Below are 22,841 nucleotides of genomic sequence, written 5' to 3' on the forward strand. Positions count from 1 at the left end.
TTTTTTAATACTTATCGGCCAGTTCCTTCGCGACTTTATCTAATACTCCCGTAAGTTCATCGTTGAATTTACCGTCCTTCAGCGCTTTCAATACCTCGGGATGGCGCAATTCCAGTTGATGCAAATATTCTGCCTCGAATTCCTTTACTTTATTAACAGGTACATTGCGGAATAAACCTTTCGTGCCTGCATAGATAATGGCAACTTGCTTTTCGACCGGTACAGGCGAAAACTGACCCTGCTTAAGAATCTCCACGTTTCGGACCCCTTTATCCAGCACGGCCTTGGTGGCAGCATCCAGATCCGAACCGAACTTCGCAAACGCTTCCAGCTCACGGTATTGGGCCTGATCGAGTTTCAACGTACCCGCAACTTTTTTCATGGACTTAATCTGCGCATTACCTCCCACACGCGATACGGAAATACCTACGTTGATTGCCGGACGTACGCCTGCGTTAAACAAATTGGATTCCAAGAAAATCTGTCCGTCTGTAATGGAAATTACGTTGGTAGGAATATAAGCCGACACGTCTCCCGCCTGCGTTTCAATAATCGGTAGGGCCGTAAGCGAACCTCCTCCCTTAACCAACGGTCTAAGCGATTCCGGCAGGTCGTTCATCTGACGTGCAATCTCATCGGACGCATTAATCTTCGCAGCACGTTCCAAGAGGCGACTGTGAAGATAAAACACATCACCCGGATAAGCCTCACGGCCTGGAGGGCGACGGAGAAGTAACGAAACTTCACGGTATGCCACCGCCTGTTTGGACAGATCGTCGTAGATAATCAACGCCGGCCGACCCGTATCCCGGAAAAACTCTCCAATGGCAGCACCTGCCATCGGTGCGTAAAATTGCATAGGCGCTGGGTCAGCAGCTGAAGCAGATACCACAATTGTGTAAGGCATTGCTCCACTCTCTTCCAACGTGCGGACAATATTCGCAACGGTCGAGTTCTTTTGTCCAACTGCTACATAAATACAATATACTGGTTCGCCCGCATCGTAAAATTCCTTTTGATTGATGATTGTATCAATACATACCGCTGTTTTACCCGTTTGGCGGTCGCCAATCACTAGTTCCCGTTGGCCACGGCCGATGGGAATCATCGCATCAATTGCCTTGATTCCAGTTTGCAACGGCTCATTAACCGGCTGGCGATAAATTACGCCAGGCGCCTTGCGCTCGATGGGCATCTCATAAGTATCCCCCAAAATCGGGCCCTTCCCATCGATCGGCTGTCCCAACGTATTCACTACACGTCCCAACATCCCTTCACCCACCTTGATGGAAGCGATGCGACGTGTACGCTTAATGGTATCACCTTCTTTGATTTCGTCCGATTGACCAAGAAGTACGACACCCACGTTGTCTTCCTCAAGGTTCAATACTATTCCCTGCAATCCGTTGTCAAATTCAACCAATTCGCCGGACTGTACTTTAGTTAAGCCGTATATCCGTGCAATACCGTCGCCTATCTGCAATACGGTACCCACTTCTTCCAATTCGGCTTCTGATTTAAAGCCCGACAACTGCTCTCTTAGAATTGCCGATACTTCATCTGGTCTTACCTCTATCATTTGTTTACTATTAGGGATTTCTCTTAGTTTACTACATCAGAACAAGCACAAAGAATAAGGAGCAAAGAAAATCTGCTGTCTCCTACCTGTTGTCTATTCTTACGCCTCAATATTAACAATTTACAAATTAGTTAACGACCTGCGATCCGAAATGACGCTCCAACTTCTTCAGCTTACCGGCAATGCTAGCATCAATCTGTCGGTCGCCTACTTTGACGACAAATCCGCCAATCAACGACGGATCTATTTCATTTCTCAAAACCACATCTGCCTTTATTTCACCTGCGATTACTTTCCGCAATGTCTCAAGATTCTGTGCTGAAAGCGCAACGGCCGAAACTACCGTCGCATGCGCGATTCCCCTCACCTCGTCGTACGCTCGGATAAACTCCTGAGCCGTGGCATACAAGATACCGGCACGACCTTTCCGTACCATGATATGAAAAAAAGCCGTGATAGAAGGATCCATTTTCTTCTCAAACAGTGCATCGAGAATATTGGCTTTTTTATCCTGTTTCATAATAGGGTTCTTAAGCACTGCCTGTAATTCCTTATTAGACTTCAGCACCGCAATGAACTGCTCCATATCCTGCTTCACAGACTCAAGATTACCCTTTTCCTGGGCTAAATCGATCAGTGACTTTGCGTATCTCGATGCTACTTTGAATTCCGACATGATCTTTCCGTTAGCCTTAATGCCAAATTAATTCAACTTCACGTCTTTCAGCAAGTCGGCAACCAAAGCCTCTTGCTTTTGTCCGTCCTCAAACTCCTTCTGCAATACTTTCCGTGCAATTTCAAGGGACAGGGAAGATACCTGACTCTTTACTTCAGCAAGGGCCCGCTTCTTCTGATCATCAATTTCCTTGCGCGCCTGTTCAATCAGCTTCGTCCCTTCGGCTTGAGCGGCTACTTTCGCATCCGCAACAATCTGATCTTTCAGTTCCTTTGCTTCTTTAAGGATGACGTCCCGCTCAGCACGGGCCGCTTTAAGCAACTGCTCATTTTCATTGGTCAGTCGTGCCATTTCATCCTTGGCCTTTTCGGCCGATGCCAATGCGTCTTCAATGGACTTCTCCCGTTCGCCGATCGCCTCCATAATAGGTCGCCAAGCAAACTTCCGCAAAAGTAACAACAGCAAAAGAAACGCAATCGCGGTCCAAAAAACCAATCCGATACTCGGATTACCTATATCAAAATTCATCGTTCAGTTTCTAAAATTTCAATGTCATGTTGAAAAAAGGCCGGACACAAAACCAACCGTTAGGGTCCGGCCTTTTTGATTCAGTATTCTTCGTAAGATTTATCCCAATCCCATCAAAGATACTACGACTGCAAAAAGCGCAACCCCTTCAATAAGGGCTGCAGCAATAATCATAGCGGTCTGAATTTTTGATGCAGCCTCAGGTTGGCGAGCAATACCTTCCATCGCTTTGCCACCTACTTGTCCGATACCAAGACCGGCACCGATTACTGCTAGTCCGGCACCAAGTGCCGCAATTGAACCTACCATAACAAATTTTAATTTAATGTATATATTTAATATAAGGAGTTACAAATATTAATGATGCTCTTCTACCGCCATTCCGATAAACAACGCTGTCAATAACGTAAATATAAAAGCCTGCAGCGCTGCTACCAGCAGCTCTAGCACGTTCATAAATAGCACGAATGCCAATGAAACCGGCGCGATCGCCAGCGATTGAAACACAAAAATCAGTGAAATTAAACTCAGAATAACAATGTGACCGGCGGTGATGTTAGCAAACAAACGGATCATCAATGCAAACGGTTTAGATATCACTCCTACCAATTCTACCGGAATCATGATCGGATACAACCACCAAGGCACATCCGGTGTCAGGATATGTTTCCAGTAATACCTATTGCCGTTAATATTGACGACAATTAATACGATAAATGCCAGCACGAACGTAACGGCGATATTTCCCGTCACATTGGCCGCACCCGGAAAGATAGGGATTAACCCCAGTAGGTTATTGAACCAAATGAAAAAGAATATTGTTAGCAACAGCGGCATATATCGGGCATATGTATGTCCGATATTGGGGCGCGCGATATCATCTCTCACAAACAGAATAAGAGGTTCAAGAAAAGACTGAAGTCCTTTGGGTGCTTTGCCTTCCCGCTTTTTATACGCCCGGGCAACCGATGAAAATATAAGCAGCAAAACAATTACCGCCAAAAACATCGAAGCTACGTTTTTGGTAATAGAAAAATCCCAAACTTTCTGTGAAGCGGCTTCATCTACCTCTCCTCCGGTGTCTACTACCTTTATCTTCTTTTTGTCAACCAGCCGATAGGTATAATATTTCCCTTGGTAATCATGCTCGCCATGATGAAATTTCGACGAAAGGAAAACTTCCATGCCTTTATCGGTATACAGGATGACGGGAAGGGGGATAGATGTATGTCCCCAAAGATGCCAGTCGTGCGCATCGCTGATGTGCTCCATGATCATTTTGGTAGGCTCAAATTCTTCCTCGCCATGTGCTTCATGGCCGGTAGCGGCAACAGTGTCCGTAATTGCTGCTTTGGCTATATTTGTAACGGAAAAGGTCGCTAAAACGGCGAAAATTGCTATGAAGCTGATTTTTTTTGAATCGAAAAAGTGCCTAAAATCCATCTATTCCCAATTTTTTACGTCTGATTTTGGTCGCGCAAGTTACGTAACAAACATGTAACTTCAAAGGCTGTAAACAAGAAATATAGTGAAAAAAAATTAAAGGCCGTAAGCATCTTATTCTCAGGATATTTTATTATCAATACAGCTATCACAGCCAAACAGACAAGTAGTTTGATAAAAAGTCCACCAAGCAGGCTGAAAACGGACAATTCTCCTCCCTTCCGGATACCTAGATCGCTTAATATATAGGCGACCAATGTCAGCACGAACACCACCACAAAAAGCAACCAGAAGTGAGCGCTAAGTATCGGTACCTGTCGATATAGGCCCGGCAGCGCTGCTGCAACGCCAGCTACCGCCGCGCCAAACAGATGATAATATATCACAAAACGGGACAGCGTCATCTCACCAAGTAATTTCTCCCTTAAAAACAAATTCGGCCGGCCCCTCCAAAAAAACCTCGGTAAAACGATCGGCTGTTCGATTGAAACGAATCGTCAGTTTACCCCCTGCTACGCGTATGGGGGTCTCTCCGAAACCTTCGATTCCATTTAATCGCGCCATAGCCAATGCGACAGCGGTGGCTCCGGTACCGCACGCTAGGGTTTCGTCCTCTACCCCACGCTCATACGTCCTTACATAATACCCGTTGCCCTCGGCTTCAACAAAATTCACGTTAACACCTTCCTTACGAAAGGTATCGTTGTAACGGATATCACGCCCCGATTCCACCACCGGATAAGCGTCGAGCCCTACCACCTGCTTGACATAATGCGGTGAACCCGTATTCAATATATATGCATCACCGTCCCGCTCGATCGCCGTAACATCGCCCATTTTTAAACTGATCCATCCCACCATGGTATGCACTTTGGCATGATGCACACCGTCAGCTGCCAAAAAGTCAGTTTCCGCACCAACGATTCCAAGGTCTTGGGCAAAAGCAACAATGCACCTGCCACCGTTGCCACACATGCTTCCCTCGCGACCATCGGCATTGAAATATATCATCTCAAAATCGTACCCATCTACGTTTTGCAAAAGCATCAAACCATCTGCTCCAATACCGAATCTCCTATCGCAGAGACGACGCACTAAATCAACGTTATTACGTTCAAAACCCCCATTTCTATTATCAAAGATAATGAAATCGTTGCCTGCACCCTGATATTTGTAAAAGGTATGTGTATTCATATCCGCTTCCTATTGCGATCTTTTCTATCCAAGCGTCAAAGATAATTATATCTGGGGAGATGCTTTAACATTATTTAACAGAAAAGTCCGGCCGCCTACTTGTTTCGGAGCCGTAAATGGTATTACATTTGAACAACTTTTTGCAGCAATAAAAAGTTCGGCTTGTAACGATCGGAATAATAGGAAACCTGCCACGTCAGCAACTTCGTTAACACGATGTAAACACAGGTTTCGTGAGGCAAATTAAAAACAAATTAGTGTATATGAATGAAATCTGCATGAATTGCCACAAAAATACGCATAACCCATGCGGCTTCATTATCTTTAAAAAATTATGCAAATGAAAAAACTAGGATTAACATTATTAACCGCATTGGTAGGTGGCTTGATAGCTGTAGGCGGTTATAAACTGTTTGAAGGCAAACAGGAAAGCAAAATGTCATTTGAGGAACGTCAGGAGTTGCATTACGTAAACAACCCGGTACCCAACGTGGTCTCGTCAACTGGGAATCCTGATTTTACGCAGGCCGCAGCGATGGTAGCCCCTGCCGTAGTACACATTACAACAACCTATCCGGGGCGCTCCGGGTCAAGCAGTTATGGCGGCGATCCCATGGATCTATTTGAGGAATTTTTCGGCATGCCCCGCCAACGACAACAACGTTCACAGCCGCCTGCCCAAGCCACTGGATCGGGCGTGATCATTTCCGAGGATGGTTATATTGTCACAAACAACCACGTTGTAGTTGACGCTAATAAAATAGAAGTACAGCTAACTGACAAACGTATTGTTGAAGCTAAAATTATTGGTCGTGACCCTAATACTGACCTTGCATTAATTAAAATCAATGAAAAAGGACTTCCCTTCGTCCGATTCGGCAATTCGGATGAGGTGCGCATCGGAGAGTGGGTACTTGCCGTCGGATATCCACTGGGCTTGGAATCTACAGTTACCGCAGGGATCGTCAGCGCAACGGGACGCTCCACAGGGATCATCGCCCGCGAACTGCAGCAAAGGCAATTCCAGCAGCGCGGATATCCACAGTCCGACGAAGAACCTATGATCAATACAGCCGTCGAATCGTTTATTCAAACGGATGCCGTCATCAACAAGGGAAATAGCGGCGGACCACTTGTTAACGCTAACGGAGAACTTATCGGTATCAATTCCAATATAATGACGCCGACCGGCACTTATGCAGGTTATGGTTTCGCTGTGCCCGTCAATTTAGTAAAGAAAATCGCCGATGACTTCATAAAATTCGGCCGGGTTAAACGCGGTTTGATTGGCATTACATTCACAGAACTGAACCCTGCCGCCGCTAAAGAGCTCGAAATTAGCGATGTGAATGGTTTGTATATACGCGATGTAGTCGACAATGGCGCAGCGAAAGAAGCGGGTCTTAAAGAAGGTGATATTATCACCAAGCTGGATGGTCGGACAATCACATCATCCTCGGATTTACAGGAACGCATTTATCGATTGCGCCCTGGCGACAAGGTCAAATTGACTTACAAGCGTGATGGCAAGGAGCGCGACGTTACAGTAACCCTGAAAGAAGATACAAGTGCAGCTGAACGAGAGGCTGAAAGAGATAGTGAAACGAAACGCAGTGCTACTGAAATCTACAACAAACTGGGGGCAGGTTTCGTACCGGCTAACGACGCTAAGAAAAAGGAACTTGGTATATCGTCCGGTGTCGTCGTTACCCAGGTGCACCAAGGCGGATTGTTCGACTATTTTAACGTGCAACGCGGTTTAGTAATTACCCACATCAACGGAAAACCCGTAAACAATTCAGATGAAGTGGAATCGGCATTGGCAGATTCCGAACGGGGTATCGTACGTATCGTAGGTGTACCGCAACGTGGCAGCCGAGTCGAGCTGAATATGCCCATTGAATACTAGGCGCTAGTTTTAGACACTAATCACAAAAAAGCCCCGGCCGAAACAGCCGGGACTTTTTTAGTTAAATTAACAATTGACAATTATCAACAGTATGCATCAAATGCAGCCACCAGATTATCTGCAATCATCTGGGCAGGACGGCCTTCAATCTGATGACGTTCAATCATGTGCACCAATTTACCATCTTTAAACAACGCCATCGCTGGTGAAGAAGGCGGGTATGGCAACATGTAACTACGGGCCTGATCGACGGCATCTTTTTCCATTCCAGCAAAAACAGTAACCACTTTATCCGGCCGCTTTTCATGTTTAAGGGAGGAGACTGCAGCAGGGCGCGCATTGGCGGCGGCACAACCGCATACAGAATTAACCACTACAAAGACGGTCCCATCCTGTTTAATTGCCGCATCAACTTCCTCAGGCGTTTTTAATTCTTCGAAACCGACATCTGTCAATTCCTTGCGCATTGGCGCTACCAAGTATTCGGGATACATAGCGTTTAGTCCTTTCTATTTATGTGTTTAACAAAATTATCTTGCAAAGATAAGGTGCTTCAACACCTTAAACAAGAGCAATCACTCAGCCGAATGTCAGAATTTGTGAGTCGTTTGTGAAAACACTATCTTTGCTCGCTCAATATAAAAACAATTATTATGTCTGTAGACACTGCATACACGCCCTACAAAGTAAAAGACATTAGCCTTGCCGAGTGGGGCCGCAAGGAAATCGAATTGGCGGAAGCCGAAATGCCGGGACTGATGGCCCTGAGAGAAGAGTTTGGCGCTTCTAAACCGCTCAAAGGCGCCCGCATTGCAGGATGCTTACACATGACCATTCAGACTGCAGTACTGATCGAAACACTCCTTGAGCTAGGCGCCGACGTTACTTGGTCATCCTGTAACATCTTTTCAACACAGGATCACGCTGCTGCTGCTATTGCCGCCGCCGGAATACCGGTTTATGCATGGAAAGGCATGAGTGAAGCCGAATTTAATTGGTGTATCGAACAGACGCTTTTCTTCGGAGAAGAACGCAAGCCGCTCAATATGATCCTGGATGACGGAGGAGACCTTACCAACATGGTTTTCGATAAATACCCTGAACTAATCGATGGGATCAGCGGACTGTCTGAAGAAACAACAACCGGTGTACACCGGTTATACGAGCGCATGAAAAACGGAACCTTACATCTTCCCGCTATCAATGTAAATGACTCGGTAACCAAATCGAAGTTTGACAACAAATACGGATGCCGCGAGTCGTTGGTAGACGCCATCCGCCGTGCAACCGACCTGATGTTAGCCGGAAAAGTGGCCGTAGTGGCCGGATATGGTGATGTAGGCAAAGGCTCTGCCGAGTCGTTGCGCAGTGCCGGTGTACGGGTCATCGTTACCGAAATCGACCCGATCTGCGCGTTGCAGGCCGCCATGGAAGGCTATGAAGTGAAGAAGTTCGCAAATGCGGTGAAAGAGGCAGATATCGTCGTAACGACCACAGGTAATCGGGATATTGTTCGCGGCGAGCATTTTAAAACCATGAAAGACAAAGCCGTAGTGTGTAATATTGGCCACTTCGACAATGAAATTGACGTAGCCTGGCTCAATCAGAACTATGGACATACAAAAGTAGAGATCAAACCTCAGGTAGATAAATATACCTTAGAAGGCAAAGATGTAATCCTATTAGCAGAAGGCCGACTGGTAAACCTGGGCTGTGCTACCGGACACCCGTCGTTCGTCATGAGCAACTCTTTTACCAACCAAACGCTGGCCCAAATAGAGCTCTGGACAAATGGCCAAAATTATGAAAATAAGGTTTATACACTTCCAAAATACCTTGATGAAAAAGTAGCCCGTCTGCATCTCGCTAAAATCGGCGTAGAATTGGACGAGCTGGATCCGGATCAAGCAGCCTACATCGGTGTACCGGTGGAAGGGCCTTATAAGCCTGACCATTATCGCTACTAATAGCATCCGGCAACACGCGGTTTTGCCCAGCATTTGCGTAAGGTTATGCGGGAACAAAACCGCGTGTTGCTGCTATTGCATTTTCAAGCCGGTCTTTCCCTAATCCCGATATCACTTTATACCTCGCACTGATCGCGCGTAATTCATCGTGCCATACCTGCATGAAGTGTTCACGCAAATGCGGAAAATCCCGCAATGGATCATCTACCCACGGCAAATCGATATCCATTAACAGATACAGGTCATAATGTGCAGATTTGAGCTTATCCGTTACAACCGACGGCGTGTCGCCAAAGAGGTAGTCACACCAGACTTTTATGGTCAGGAACATCGTATCGCAAATCAATAAGTTATTTTGTGCAAGCGGTATTAGGCTGCGTTCCAAAGCCAATTGTCCATAAAACATATTTAGCTCATCCTGCAAGGAATAGTTCCCCTTAAGATCGCGGCAGTATTCCCTTGCATATTCCGGTACGCACACCGTACCATAATGCCGCGCCAATGCTTCGGCCAAAGTTGATTTGCCGGTAGATTCTGGCCCCACCACCGCAATTTTAACCATTTTCGGAGCGTCAACTTCAACCATCCTACCTAAAAAAAGAATGCCATTGGTAATATTACCAATGGCAAACTTATCAAAATTTCCAGGGTTTCCTTTAAAAAATGTAACGGGCAGTTAAACCGCCGTTTGCATAAAAATTATTATAATAGTCGTAACCACTTACAATCGTTATGGTAGGCCTAATATCCGCCGAAAACGCAAACGGTGCGTTCTTTAATTTGTAGTCGACGCCGCCGGTCGGAAAAATACCCGCGTTGAACCCCTTTCGGTCGTCAAAGCTTGAAAACGTATTGGATAATACGAGTCCTCCTCCCACAAACCATTTAAATCCTTCAATATCACCAATAGGAAAGTGGTGTTGATAAGCGCCAGACAAGGAAAGATTTGTCCAGTTATCTCCCGCCACCGAGTAAGGCCGAATCCCTAAATCAAACTCCAACGCAGCCGGTTGACTGATAAATGTCTTAAATGCAGCAGCGATCACATCGTAGTAGCCGGACCCTAAGCGAATACCGATAGAATTTTTGTAATCCTGCGCAGAAGCCGTAACAGCGAAAGCGGCAAAGAAAGCCAATAAAGTCAATTTAATCTTCATAGTTATAAATTTTTAATTTAACGCCCAAAAGTAAGATATTCCCCGGTTAGCAAAAAATAATTTAAACAATTAGGAAAAAATACCGAAAAACAGGTAGAACAAAACCGCTACGGATTAACAAAATGAAAGACGTTATCAAAAATTATTACCTAATTATTCTATAAAAAACATACCTTTGCACTCCGACAAAACAGTCGGAATACCTTTCCAAATTATCACAGGCATTTTTCACTGTTTTGGCGCAAAACATTTCGTTGAACATTGTTAACGTTTTTCACCACATAATGCCCAGAAACACTTCCATCCATTCTGTTTTAATCATCGGCTCAGGCCCCATCGTCATCGGACAGGCTTGCGAGTTCGACTATTCTGGATCACAGGCTGCTCTTTCGCTGAAAGAAGAGGGTATCAAAGTATCCATTATCAATTCCAATCCGGCAACCATTATGACCGACAAGGTGATTGCCGACCACGTCTATCTGTTACCTCTCACCTGCGAGAGCATCGAAAAAATCCTACAGGAGCAGCATATCGATGCCGTACTACCCACCATGGGTGGTCAAACCGCACTCAATCTTTGTATCGAGGCCTCCGAACGCGGCCTTTGGGAAAAATATGGAGTGAACGTCATTGGTGTGGATGTCGCTGCCATTGAAAAAACAGAAAACCGCGAAGAATTCCGCCGGTTAATGGTGGATATCGGCATCGGTGTAGCCAAATCAAAAATTGCCAACTCTTTCCTCGAAGGGAAAGAAGCCGCCCAAGAGATTGGCTTTCCGCTCGTGATCCGTCCATCGTATACATTAGGCGGTACCGGTGGCGGGTTTGTACATAAAAAAGAAGAATTTGAAGCGGCGCTAAGCCGTGGATTGCAGGCCTCTCCCACCCACGAGGTCCTTGTAGAACAAGCCGTGTTGGGCTGGAAAGAATTTGAGCTGGAGTTGCTGCGTGACAGCAACGATAATGTCATCATCATCTGTACCATCGAAAATTTCGATCCCATGGGTATCCATACCGGTGATTCGATCACGGTGGCTCCCGGTATGACATTAAGTGACCGTTGCTACCAACAAATGCGTAACCAAGCCATCAAGATGATGCGTGCCATCGGTAACTTTGCCGGCGGATGCAACGTGCAGTTCTCCGTCAATCCCGAGAACGAAGAAATTATAGCGATCGAAATCAATCCGCGTGTATCACGCTCTTCAGCACTAGCTTCTAAGGCCACAGGATATCCCATTGCCAAGATTGCTTCGAAATTGGCCATCGGTTATAATCTTGATGAGATTGAAAACCAGATCACCAAAACAACATCGGCTTATTTCGAACCCACGCTTGATTATGTCATCGTGAAGGTGCCACGCTGGAACTTCGCCAAGTTCAAGGGTGCAAATCGTGAGCTCGGACTACAGATGAAATCGGTCGGTGAAGTGATGGCCATCGGCCGTACGTTCATCGAAGCTTTACAGAAAGCCTGTCAAAGCCTAGAAACAGGTCGTCATGGACTGGGGGCCGATGGCAAACAGCTACGCGATCTGGAAGAGATCATGTTCAGTCTCGAACACCCGAGCAGCGACCGCATCTTCCACATCAAAGATGCATTCGAATTGGGTGTACCACTCGAATCCATTCGCAAAGCAACACACATCGACAAATGGTTCCTCTTGCAGATTCAAGAATTGGTAACCCTGGAAGCCGAATTACGCCGTTATCAACTGAATAACATTCCAAAGGACTTCTTCTTTACGCTGAAACAAAAAGGCTATTCCGACACACAAATTGCCTGGCTGCTGGGTAATGTCACCGAAGACGATGTTTATAACCGTCGCAAGGAATTGGGTATACGACGGGTATACAAGATGGTCGATACATGCGCCGCCGAGTTTCCTGCACAAACCCCTTACTATTACTCGACGTTTGAAGCCGAAAACGAATCCGTTGTTTCCGATAAGAAGAAAATTATTGTCTTAGGTTCAGGCCCCAACCGAATTGGACAAGGTATTGAGTTTGACTATTCCTGTGTACATGGGCTGCTCGCAGCCAAAGAAGCCGGATACGAATCGGTTATGATCAATTGCAATCCTGAGACCGTATCCACAGATTTCAACATGGCGGATAAACTGTATTTTGAACCCGTTTACTGGGAGCACGTCCGCGAGATCATTGAACTGGAAAAACCCGAGGGGGTAATTGTGCAATTAGGCGGCCAAACCGCGTTGAAAATGGCGGAGCTGCTTGAGTCAAATGGCATCAAAATTATCGGCACTTCCTTCCAAGACATGGATTTGGCCGAAGATCGTGGGCGCTTCTCCGACCTACTCAAATCGCTCGATATTCCCTATCCAAGATATGGCGTTGCTGAAAGTGCCGAGGAAGCCCTGAAAGTAGCCAAGGAAGTTGGCTATCCAGTACTTGTTCGCCCCAGCTATGTATTGGGCGGTGAGCGTATGAGTATCGTTATCAACGATGAGGAGCTGGAAAAAGCGGTGGTGAAGCTGCTGCGCAACCTGCCCGGAAACCGTGTACTCATCGATCACTTCCTTGATCGTGCCGAGGAAGCTGAATCTGATTCCATTTGCGATGGTGAAGATGTGCATATCATCGGCATGATGGAACACATTGAACCCGCTGGTATCCATTCCGGCGACTCAAGTGCCGTACTGCCACCATTCAGCTTGTCTGAAAATGTACAGCGTCAAATGGAGGAATACACCATCAAGCTCGCGAAAGCACTGAATGTAAGGGGACTGCTCAACATCCAATTCGCCGTCAAAGACGAGAAGGTCTACGTCATCGAGGCTAATCCGCGGGCATCACGTACCGTGCCGTTCATAGCCAAGGCTTATGATGTACCGTACATAAACATCGCCACTAAGGTGATGCTGGGAGTTAATAAACTCAAAGATTTTAACATCGAACGTAAGCTTGCCGGCTATGCCATCAAGGAACCGATATTCTCGTTTGACAAATTCCCGGATGTGGATAAACAACTTGGTCCGGAAATGAAATCAACCGGAGAAGCTATCCGTTTCATCAAAGACCTGGAAGATCCTTTTTTCCGGGAAATGTATACAAAGAAATCGATGTACCTCAGTAAATAAGGAGATACTCCCCGAAAGCACACAGCCCCGGCGTCCGTATGAACACCGGGGCTGTGTTAGTTTGGCGTGCACTCCTATCGCCGTAAGCACTTACCCCATAGCCACTAATTCCGACAGTTAATGTTAGATTAATCATAGGTTATACATATTTTATTGGTATTTCTCCCTATGATGTCCCTATAAAACCCCTATTATTTCCCTATATATTTACTATAACTAAAGGAGTTTGTATGCGAATAGCCGCTTGAATATTACATAAAGCCACCGAGGGTTTAACGCCGTTCGACTACCTGTATACCGTCTACCGATAAGGCGGATAAGTTTCCATTGTTCAGGGACCAACCCAATGTACCGAGTACCGGTACACCGTTTACATAACGTTGGATATAATACCTCCCTTTATAAGCCCTCTTCTGTAAAAACCTGACCATTGTCTGCAAATCTTCATGTGTAATCAACTCACTGTGTACCGTTGTGCGTACTTCAAACGTTACATTTGAGCGATTGAGAAGCACCAAGCTTTCGACAAATTCCGGAAACAGCGCCGATTTGGTAATCGCCTGGTAACGGTGCGCTAGGGCCTTAAAATCAAGGGCTATGTAATCGACCAGGTTTCGTGTTATCAACGCTTCCAGTACCTTCGGCCGCGAACCGTTGGTATCAACTTTCACGTCAAAACCGTATTCCTTAGCTGCTTCCAGCAGCGGTAAAATTGTGGGATGTAACGTGCATTCGCCTCCACTCAACACCACCCCTTGCAACAGTCCACGACGCGACCGGAGAAACTCCAATGCTTGTGCAATGGACATCCGGCCTTTACCCAATACGATATCGGGATTGTAGCAATACGTGCACCGCATATTACAGCCTGCAAACCAGAGGATGCAGGCTGTTTTGCCTGGATAATCTAATAACGTAATCGGAGAGATACTATAGATGGCGCCCTGCATTTTCCTCGGTAAAATGCGCACGTTGCCGATGTTCCCCCTTTTTGCCGATGTTAAAGCTTTCCACCGGACGATGGTAACCCATTACCCGCGTGTAAACCAAACATTTGCTACGCCTCTCCCGGTTTTGCTGCAAAACCAGATCATTTTGCTGTTGTGTATTCATTCGAAAATAATTATTGATTTATTATGCTTTTAGCGGTATCAATGAGATCGCTACGCTAAGTTTGTTTTTTAATGGCCTCATGGAACCTACATTTCCATCGGCACTTTGCTTTCAATGGGATGGGAGCTTGCGTTCGCGTCTGGCTTCCGCAGGTTTCATCACCTTTTGCGCAAGGTGCTGACATGGTAGGTTTCATCTGTTATGAATTTTGGTGAGTTGCTAAAATCAGATCATCACATTTCGGACAGTACTCGTGTTCGCCATTGAGATATCCGTGCACAGGGCAGATGCTGAATACTGGGGTGACAGTGACATAAGGCAGTTTGAAATTGCTGATGACCGTCCGCACGAAATTCCTACAGGCATCTGGAGCGCTTATCCGTTCACTCATGTATAGATGCAGTACCGTACCGCCGGTGTACTTGCATTGCAGATCATCCTGCAACAGCAATGCTTCAAACGGATCCTCTGTATAGTCCACGGGCAACTGCGAACTATTGGTATAGTAGATATTCTCGCCCTGTCCGGCTTGCAGGATATCCGGAAACCGCTTTTTATCCTCTTTGGCAAATCGGTAGGTCGTCCCCTCTGCCGGCGTTGCTTCCAAGTTATAGAGGTTACCCGTGTTCTCCTGAAATTCCCGCATGCGCAGGCGGATATGTTCGAGGATCTCGGTAGCAAAAGCAATCCCCTCGTCCGAAGTGATGTCAAGCCGGTCGCCCGAAAAATTCCGTATCATCTCATTCATCCCATTGATGCCGATGGTGGAGAAATGGTTGCGGAAATGGGGCAGGTAGCGCTTGGTATAAGGATATAGGCCTCTATCGTAAAGATTCTGGATAAATGTCCGCTTTTTCTCCAATGTAGATTTTGCAAGGAAAAGCCAATGATCAAGCCGTTGATATAGACCGGATTTATTTTCCTTGTAGAGGTAGCCTAAACGTGCCATGTTGATGGTAACCACACCGATGCTTCCCGTCATTTCGGCACTGCCAAACAGACCATTTCCCCGTTTGAGCAATTCCCGGAGATCCAGCTGCAACCGGCAGCACATGCTACGTACCGCATTGGGTTTGTAGGCCTCTGGGTTTTCCATTCGGTTACCCGATTCATCCAACATATACTGGCTTCCTACAAAATTCTGGAAATAAGACGACCCTATTTTCGCAGTATTCTCAAATAATAATCTCGCATTTTCACTTTCCCAGTCGAAGTCTTCCGTGATATTGACGGTGGGAATGGGAAACGTGAACGGCTGCCCGTTGGCATCACCTTCCGTCATTACCGTATAATACGCTTGGTTGATCAAGTCCATTTCCGGTTGAAAATGCTTATAACATAAATCCGCCAAGGATTTAACACCACGCTGTTGTGCCAAGCAGAGTAGCTCTTCATCCTGCGACTCCGCGAAGAGGTGTGTTTCCCCTTTTGTGGGGATTTGTTCCCTGAGGTCGTCCGGCACATTCCAATCGAGCGTGATGTTGGTAAATGGCGATTGGCCCCAGCGCGCTGGCACGTTGACGTTGTATACGAAACTACGTATGGCCTTCAGCACTTCCGCATAAGGCAGTCGATCCTTGAATACATAGGGAGCCAAGTAGGTATCAAACGAGCTGAATGCTTGCGCGCCTGCCCATTCGCTCTGGAGAATACCTAGGAAATTGGCCATCTGCCCGAGTGCTTCCCGGAAATGAGCCGGCGGCCGACTTTCCACTCGGCCGCGTACACCGTTAAATCCCTCGTTGAGCAATACACGCAGGCTCCATCCAGCGCAGTAGCCTGTCAGGCAATCGAGATCGTGGATATGGATGTCGCCGTTACGGTGCGCATACCCCTCTTCCTTGCTGTACACCTTATCCAGCCAATAATTGGCAATTACCTTCCCTGCAGTATTATTTATCAACCCTGCGCTAGAATAGGAGACATTCGCATTGGCATTAATACGCCAGTCCGCCTGGCTGATATACTCTTCAATGGTTTGTGTACTGTCAATATACGTGGTGTCTTCGTTAAAGTCGTCGATGTGTTCGCGCTGAAGTTTCCGTGTGTGCCGATACAGCATAAACGAACGCATAACTTCAAAATATTGTCTTTGGTAAAGTGTCTTTTCAATGCAGTCTTGAATTTCCTCCACTGCCCAGGTATCTTTGGCGTCCAGCGCTTGCATCACGGCTTCGATCACCAATTGGTCGGGCGGACGGGATACACTCTCAAACCCTCTTGTTATCGCATCGCTGATCTTGTAAGACATAAGAGGCTCATAGGCCCCACTTCGTTTGATGACATATTTTTCCATATTATTTATATCGCTAAATAAATGATGATGTGTACCCATCGCCAAATGACGACGTCCGTATATACAAAATTACCCATCGCTTCAGGGGAGCTTTATGCGTGTACGCACAATCCCAAGGAAAAGATATTCACAGTACAGCTGTGTTGTGGATAACCTTTACAATGACAGATTGATAATTCTATTGTCAAAATGCACGAACGTCAGCAGGATCACATGAATTAACCCTTACTTTCGCCGACGCGGCATCCGGGGAAATCTGCATGATAAAAGGGGAAACATTAGAAATAACACGTTTGGGTAAGTTTATGCTGCTTGCCGGCATTGTTTTGGTGGCCTCCAACCTGCGGGCACCGATTACCAGTGTAGGCCCGGTGGTTTCGCAGATTCAGGATGTACTGCACCTTTCCAACACGCTGGCAGGCTTTATCACTACCATACCGTTGCTCGCGTTTGCCCTTCTTTCTCCGATAGCGCCAAAGCTAGCTGAAAAATGGAGCATCGAGACTGTGCTTTGGGTAGCTATTTGGGCAATCGGTTTGGGATTATGGGTCAGGACGTCGACAAACGCCATATGGTTATTTGCCGGAACTGCACTTATAGGTAGCGGTATTGCTTTCGGTAATGTCCTTGTCCCTCCGTTTATCAAACAGCGGTTCCCGAAAAAAATTGGACTGGTCACGGGCATTTACAGCGTGGCCATGAACATCACCGCATCGCTGGCCTCCGGATTGAGCATCGCCATCGGTCATTGGACGGGACAAGGTTGGAAAGGCTCGATTGGCGTGTGGTTAGTTTTTTCGCTTATCACGATTATATGCTGGATTCCACAGCTGATACGCAGCAAGGAGAGAGCACTTCACGGCACATCAGCAGCTCGCCCGCAAAAGAGTACATCCATGCTCGGCTCGGGTCTCGCTTGGTATATCACCATTTTCATGGGACTCCAATCCCTGCTTTTCTATTGCTCTGTGGCTTGGCTGCCGGTCGTGTTGCAGGATTGGGGAATGGCGTCCGAAGTGTCAGGATGGACACTTTCATTCATTCAGTTCTCTCAGCTTCCCATTGTCTTTATCGGCCCCATCATTGCTAGCCGGGTAAAAAACCACACATCCTTGATCTGGTTCATCGGAGGTACACTGGCCCTGAGTCTGTTGCTGATCATCGCGTGGCGTACGCAGTTCATCATTCCCGCTGTTATTTTGTTTGGCTTGGGTACCGGTTTAGCGTTTAGTTTGGTCATGATGTGGTTCGTTCTCCGGACGGCAACCACCTGGGATGCTGCACGGATTTCAGGAATGGCACAATCCTTCGGATATGCCCTCGCCGCAGTAGGCCCGCCTCTTTTTGGCGCACTGCATGACTGGGCGGGAAACTGGGAGACGCCTTTCTTCCTGCTGGTCGCTGCCACCATCGTACTGTATATCACCGGCATGAAAGTCGCTAAGCCGAAAGTTATCAACAGTTAAAAACCGAAAGTCAGATGCATCCTGAAGTTCTTTCTTGTGGCAATCTTACGGCTGTGCACACCGAGGTTGCGCTGAAAATAGACAATTGAAGCAGGGTTTTTTCTGCATCTGCAATCGCTGCTTTCATATCGTCTATGTTTGTTTGGGCATAACGCTGCATGGATGGTATGATAGATCGGTAGTATTCGATACCCAGTAGCAGGTTATCGCGGAATGCCCGGTAGTACGCACTCCTTTTTTCGGTGGAATCATGCTGGTTTTTCCCGATTTCCCCTTTTAGGTAGTCGATATAAAGGCGCAGTTCATTGACAAACAGGTTTGAACGGAACCGGTTGTTTAATAGATTGACCTTACCATAAATGTGACTGACCATTTCTTTCAGGGATGCGATTTTGGAGAAGTACACCAGGTTGGGTCCCGGACATATCGTTACCGCCTTTAGGTTATGCTTGGGCGGTATGCCATTGGTTAGCACCGCCGGTGCTGCGAGCCCTTCACATAGGCAATCCTTTTCAACGATGGCTGTGACGGCTTTTTGGTATGCTTCCTCATCGGGGCAATTAATCCTTGCTTCTTTGAGTTTCAAGTTCTGATATTGGCGGGAGGCGGTACAAATCGCCCTTTCGGTAAATTCGGTGTTAAACGACAGGAACTTTTTATGACACGGGCTGCCCGGACGGTTTTTGGCAACCCGCAATTTCCGCTGTTCTTCGGAACTGCTCGGACGGAAATTATGGAACGGCACACCCAATGGCGAAGCATTACTCAAGTAAAAATCTTCGGGCTGTGCATTCGCCAGGTTCGTAAGGGTATCTTCATCGACATTCGTAGCCTCAGGCACCAACAGAAAAGGACTTCCCCACCCGGTCCCGTCCAATTGATAGTAATCGATCAGGAAGCGGTCTTCGCCCGCCGTACCGATACCTCCCTGCACGGTAATACGCTGCATGGGGTCTACCCCAAAGCCCTGCCGTTCCTTGCTTGCAAGCGCGGTATCGCATAGCTTCTTCAATTCTGCATAAAGCCCCCCACGTTGCGTTTTGAAAGCCTCCATGATCGGGCCTAACAAGACTCCATCACTGACGAATGCATGCCCCCCGCAGTTCAGGCCAGACTCTATCCGGAATTCAGACACCCAAAGGCCCTTTTTTGCCAGCAACTTGCCCTGTATTAATGCTGACCGATAGTCACTTACCTTCAAAATAATCCGTTTGGTAAGCTTTCCGTTTCCATCCGGGAAGAAATCATCAAACTGCTCGAAGTAACTATACAGGCGTGGATTTAGCCCAGCTGACAAGATAACGGCCGATTGGAGATTGCTCATCGCAAATCCCCTCAGTGCGGCCGATGCATCCGAATATTCGGGCGGCAGTGGAGTACCATCTGCCGCGTAGTTGGTTTTATCTACCTTGGTCATGATATTTACATCGATTGCCCCCGCAGTAACGGCAGCACGCAGGTCCGTAGCCCGCTTTTTCCGCTCTTCACCACTGCTGGCACACATGGCAAGGTAATCACGTTTTGCCGGTGCTCCCTCCGGCAGCAATTCAAAATAGTGCGTAAGGTCGCTATCGGATTCAAACCGTCCGTTGTGAAGTTGTTTTACCTGCTCATCAATGATATCCTGTAACAGGTTGAGGTATGCTGTGATCCGCTTAGCCCGGTAATCTTCGGATCTGGATGAAATAGGGGTAAATGGCCGACTAAATGCCGTTGCATAAAACTCACGCATCTGCTCCACCAGGTGGTCATCGGCCAACGACAATGCCGATGATATGCCAAACCGCGCCACTTTCAGCGGTGTGTCAATCGTGAATCCCAGTCCCATTACGGGTATATGAAAGGTGTGTTGATTGGTTTCGTTCATTGTATTTGTTTCGGTACTACAAAATTAGGGATTCCGCAGCGGCAGCATATGATGAAGGTCACCCGTGGAAGTGACGAGTATCATAATGGATAAAATCCTGCTATTCCAGTCCCATCTGGGCCTTACCCGCATCGGTAATCATGTGATAGTTCCATCGCGGTTCCCAGACCACCTCGACCTCGATTTCCCGCTTGGGGAAAACAACTCCTAGTATGTTTTCCACCCCATTGGTAATCGCCTCGCCCATGGGGCAGCCGGGTGTAGAAAGGGTCATTGTTACCTTCACCCTCGCTGCATCGCTAAAATCGACGCCGTAGACCAAGCCGAGATCAATGATATTGACATACAGCTCGGGATCGATCACCTGCATCAGTGCCGTCTGCGCTTTTAGCAATTCCGCGGCAAACGGGTCATTGAGTTTTATTTCCATCTGTCATCATCGGTTTATGAAAAATTGTCTTTGCCACATTAACAACATACAATGCTGCCAATATGATCCATGCTATCAGCGCAACACGGATCAAAGCGGTACAATTGGTCACCATTCCCGCAACCAGTAATACAAACGCAGCAAGGTATACGTAAAACTGATAGACGGTAAGCCGTTCACTGTACAATTGCTTGGGCAATGGCACGTTTACTTTGCCCGTGAGGTGCCGGTAATGATTGCTCCAAACGATAAACGGCAGGGTCTTAAATGTTTTGCCTAAGATAATGGCGGTAATCCATCCCAGGAATAAAAACGTACCATAGAGAGATGTCCAACGGGTATCCGCGACAAAATATGCGACCGGGAGCAAGACAAATCCCACGACGAGGCAAGCAAATGAAACGGCAGCGTGCTTCATCAGCAGTTCCACTTTCCGGCGCAGGCGGTTGCGGTACGCATCGGCGAGGTAAATCAGCCAAGCAAACGTACCCAATGCGACGATACCAGCATAGGTCAGCATTTTCGACGTAACGGGATTGAAGTAACCGTCAGAAAGAAACAGAATCAATCCCGCGTTCTGTAAGATCAATGCAACATAAAGCAACCACTCCCGCTTCGACTTACCCAAAAGAAACATCGGCACCAGTTTCGTACTCACACCGGAAATCAGCTGCAGAAACCATCCAGCAAGGCCGGCGTGTGCATGAAGCTTCAGCATATCGAGGTGATTACGTGGGATGAAGGTAACCCGCAGGTTGATAGCCAGCAGAAGCCCTATGATGGTGGTAATAAGTAGCCACAGTGCCGAACTTACCATAAATGCACGCTGAACGGAACTGTGTTGATGCAGTGCGGCGGTGGCACTCGTATTGATGGTATAGAGCAAGGCAGCTGATACGACCAATGAACCACCGATAATCATCAGCGCGCCCACTTCAAACACCCAGAATGACCAGGCCAACAGAAGGGTACCCAGGGTGAGCATCACATAGGAAGCGACAGCGAATGGCACACTATACAGATCACGCTCACAGATAACCGGCAGTAATTGGTAGGCCGCCCCGAAAATGACCATGGTCCCCCAGCCCAGTGCGGCTGTGTGGACTAGGGCCAACAGATGCGGATTAAAGTGATGCCCGGTCAATTCGCCGGCTACCCTAAAAAGCAGCACTGCCAGTACTGCAAAGAACACGGCTCCGGTACCATAAAATGGCAATACCGCCATGCGGTGAGGAGTTTTTCCGATGGGGATAGCTGCCATACTTCTAAACCCTTGGTACAATCAACAACTTCACATCGCCCGCTCCTACCTCGTGGATATGCGCGACATACGCTTGGTCTGCGAGTTCCTCCAGCAGGTGCAAAGGGACCCGCTTATGCTGTACATACAGTGCTTGGCCGGGTGACAAGGTCGGCAAAGTCTCCAGAATAGCCTCCATCGGCTGTGGCATCGGCAGGGAACGGACATCAAGCCGAACAAGTTTGGCTTCAGCATAGGTAGCTAATATCCGGTCGAATGAGGGCGAATCGTGCATCATGACGCGGTCGGCGGCGGGCGTTTCTGTCGGCTTCGCGAATGCATCTCGCTTGAAAAACCACGTGTGATACACCTTATCACCCACGGTTTCGACGAAACTTTTTGCACCTTTTTTTCCAAGTAAGTTGATCAATGGATAAGGAACAAAGGAATTAACGATGCACAGCAGATTGCCGGTTGGCAATGCGCCATATCGCTGTACGATGGCTCTCAGCGGATCGTCGCCCGATTCGATCATTTCGCGTACATCAAAAAAATCGACCGCATCTTCATCCGCTGCGGCAAGCCAGTCCGGCCGTTCGATATTGTTCCGCTCTTCTTGGCTCTCCATCAGCATCTCATCGGCAAACCGGAATCCCAGAGGTTCCAGCGCCGCCCGGATGTCCGCCATGGAGCAGCCGCCAATGGCGGCTGCTTCGGCCAACGTGACCCGTGGTGCCATCACCCGGCGCAGCAACGGATTCTTCAGCTTTCGCAAAGGCTTCGCAAGTGCAGCTATCGCCGCTATACTGTCGGCGTTGACCTTGATGACCTCCGATACCCGGGTGTGTTTGTTGATAATCATCGCTCTTCTCCCT

General features: G+C 47.4%; 21 protein-coding genes. 4 read left to right on the top strand and 17 right to left on the bottom strand.

Annotated features, from left to right (window positions below; translation table 11 throughout):
* Positions 1–4: 4 nt before the first annotated feature.
* From atpA to dapF, 7 genes are all read right to left on the bottom strand, one after another.
* Positions 5–1,579, bottom strand: coding sequence for a F0F1 ATP synthase subunit alpha (atpA, locus tag BMZ56_RS14840; RefSeq protein WP_090628049.1), 1,575 nt, complete (start codon positions 1,577–1,579; stop codon positions 5–7).
* A gap of 127 nt (positions 1,580–1,706) precedes the next feature.
* Positions 1,707–2,255, bottom strand: coding sequence for an ATP synthase F1 subunit delta (gene atpH, locus BMZ56_RS14845; protein WP_090628051.1), 549 nt, complete (start codon positions 2,253–2,255; stop codon positions 1,707–1,709).
* 27 nt (positions 2,256–2,282) lie between these two features.
* Positions 2,283–2,783 (bottom strand): F0F1 ATP synthase subunit B, encoded by a 501-nt coding sequence (locus BMZ56_RS14850; RefSeq protein ID WP_090628053.1) that lies wholly within the window; start codon positions 2,781–2,783, stop codon positions 2,283–2,285.
* Positions 2,784–2,882: 99 nt separating this feature from the next.
* On the bottom strand, positions 2,883–3,092 hold the full coding sequence (atpE, locus tag BMZ56_RS14855) for an ATP synthase F0 subunit C (RefSeq protein ID WP_090628054.1): 210 nt from the start codon (positions 3,090–3,092) through the stop codon (positions 2,883–2,885).
* Between the two features lie 48 nt (positions 3,093–3,140).
* On the bottom strand, positions 3,141–4,226 hold the full coding sequence (atpB, locus tag BMZ56_RS14860; protein WP_090628056.1) for a F0F1 ATP synthase subunit A: 1,086 nt from the start codon (positions 4,224–4,226) through the stop codon (positions 3,141–3,143).
* A gap of 14 nt (positions 4,227–4,240) precedes the next feature.
* Positions 4,241–4,630 (bottom strand): hypothetical protein, encoded by a 390-nt coding sequence (locus BMZ56_RS14865; protein ID WP_090628058.1) that lies wholly within the window; start codon positions 4,628–4,630, stop codon positions 4,241–4,243.
* Position 4,631: 1 nt separating this feature from the next.
* On the bottom strand, positions 4,632–5,420 hold the full coding sequence (dapF, locus tag BMZ56_RS14870) for a diaminopimelate epimerase (protein WP_090628059.1): 789 nt from the start codon (positions 5,418–5,420) through the stop codon (positions 4,632–4,634).
* 340 nt (positions 5,421–5,760) lie between these two features.
* Here dapF and BMZ56_RS14875 point away from each other — a divergent pair, with 340 nt between their 5' ends.
* A complete protein-coding gene (locus BMZ56_RS14875) occupies positions 5,761–7,329 on the top strand; it encodes a Do family serine endopeptidase (RefSeq protein ID WP_317048193.1) in 1,569 nt (522 codons plus the stop codon).
* Positions 7,330–7,412: 83 nt separating this feature from the next.
* Here the strand turns inward: BMZ56_RS14875 and BMZ56_RS14880 are convergent, their stop codons facing one another.
* Positions 7,413–7,823: a BrxA/BrxB family bacilliredoxin gene (locus BMZ56_RS14880; protein ID WP_090628062.1), complete on the bottom strand. Its 411-nt coding sequence runs from the start codon at positions 7,821–7,823 to the stop codon at positions 7,413–7,415.
* 156 nt (positions 7,824–7,979) lie between these two features.
* Between BMZ56_RS14880 and ahcY the strand changes: the two genes are divergently transcribed.
* A complete protein-coding gene (ahcY, locus tag BMZ56_RS14885; RefSeq protein ID WP_090628063.1) occupies positions 7,980–9,296 on the top strand; it encodes an adenosylhomocysteinase in 1,317 nt (438 codons plus the stop codon).
* 43 nt (positions 9,297–9,339) lie between these two features.
* Here the strand turns inward: ahcY and BMZ56_RS14890 are convergent, their stop codons facing one another.
* On the bottom strand, positions 9,340–9,858 hold the full coding sequence (locus BMZ56_RS14890) for an AAA family ATPase (protein WP_245893248.1): 519 nt from the start codon (positions 9,856–9,858) through the stop codon (positions 9,340–9,342).
* Positions 9,859–9,952: 94 nt separating this feature from the next.
* Positions 9,953–10,453, bottom strand: a complete 501-nt coding sequence (locus tag BMZ56_RS14895) for a hypothetical protein (protein ID WP_177195162.1) — start codon at positions 10,451–10,453, stop codon at positions 9,953–9,955.
* A 284-nt stretch (positions 10,454–10,737) separates the two neighbouring features.
* On the opposite strand from BMZ56_RS14895, the gene carB reads away from it, so the two are divergent.
* On the top strand, positions 10,738–13,554 hold the full coding sequence (gene carB / locus BMZ56_RS14900; RefSeq protein WP_090628067.1) for a carbamoyl-phosphate synthase large subunit: 2,817 nt from the start codon (positions 10,738–10,740) through the stop codon (positions 13,552–13,554).
* A 272-nt stretch (positions 13,555–13,826) separates the two neighbouring features.
* Here carB and BMZ56_RS14905 read toward each other — a convergent pair whose 3' ends face one another.
* From BMZ56_RS14905 to BMZ56_RS14915, 3 genes are all read right to left on the bottom strand, one after another.
* A complete protein-coding gene (locus tag BMZ56_RS14905) occupies positions 13,827–14,504 on the bottom strand; it encodes an anaerobic ribonucleoside-triphosphate reductase activating protein (RefSeq protein WP_090628068.1) in 678 nt (225 codons plus the stop codon).
* Positions 14,485–14,667, bottom strand: coding sequence for an anaerobic ribonucleoside-triphosphate reductase (gene nrdD / locus BMZ56_RS14910; protein WP_090628070.1), 183 nt, complete (start codon positions 14,665–14,667; stop codon positions 14,485–14,487). The genes BMZ56_RS14905 and nrdD overlap by 20 nt, the downstream gene beginning before the upstream one ends.
* A gap of 199 nt (positions 14,668–14,866) precedes the next feature.
* The gene (locus BMZ56_RS14915; RefSeq protein WP_090628437.1) at positions 14,867–16,963 is read right to left on the bottom strand and encodes a ribonucleoside triphosphate reductase; all 2,097 of its coding nucleotides are present in this window, start codon (positions 16,961–16,963) and stop codon (positions 14,867–14,869) included.
* Between the two features lie 260 nt (positions 16,964–17,223).
* On the opposite strand from BMZ56_RS14915, the gene BMZ56_RS14920 reads away from it, so the two are divergent.
* Positions 17,224–18,429: a CynX/NimT family MFS transporter gene (locus BMZ56_RS14920; protein ID WP_090628071.1), complete on the top strand. Its 1,206-nt coding sequence runs from the start codon at positions 17,224–17,226 to the stop codon at positions 18,427–18,429.
* 10 nt (positions 18,430–18,439) lie between these two features.
* Here the strand turns inward: BMZ56_RS14920 and BMZ56_RS14925 are convergent, their stop codons facing one another.
* The 4 genes from BMZ56_RS14925 to BMZ56_RS14940 form a co-directional block, all read right to left on the bottom strand.
* Complete coding sequence (locus tag BMZ56_RS14925) at positions 18,440–20,296, bottom strand: hypothetical protein (RefSeq protein WP_090628072.1); 1,857 nt, start codon at positions 20,294–20,296, stop codon at positions 18,440–18,442.
* Positions 20,297–20,396: 100 nt separating this feature from the next.
* Positions 20,397–20,726: a metal-sulfur cluster assembly factor gene (locus BMZ56_RS14930; RefSeq protein WP_090628074.1), complete on the bottom strand. Its 330-nt coding sequence runs from the start codon at positions 20,724–20,726 to the stop codon at positions 20,397–20,399.
* A complete protein-coding gene (locus tag BMZ56_RS14935) occupies positions 20,707–21,987 on the bottom strand; it encodes a hypothetical protein (RefSeq protein ID WP_090628075.1) in 1,281 nt (426 codons plus the stop codon). Before BMZ56_RS14935 ends, BMZ56_RS14930 begins: the two co-directional genes overlap by 20 nt.
* A 4-nt stretch (positions 21,988–21,991) precedes the next feature.
* Positions 21,992–22,828, bottom strand: coding sequence for a DUF2249 domain-containing protein (locus tag BMZ56_RS14940; RefSeq protein WP_090628077.1), 837 nt, complete (start codon positions 22,826–22,828; stop codon positions 21,992–21,994).
* Between the last annotated feature and the right edge of the window lie 13 nt (positions 22,829–22,841).

This window comes from Parapedobacter indicus (genome assembly GCF_900113765.1).
Taxonomy (GTDB): Bacteria; Bacteroidota; Bacteroidia; order Sphingobacteriales; family Sphingobacteriaceae; genus Parapedobacter; species Parapedobacter indicus.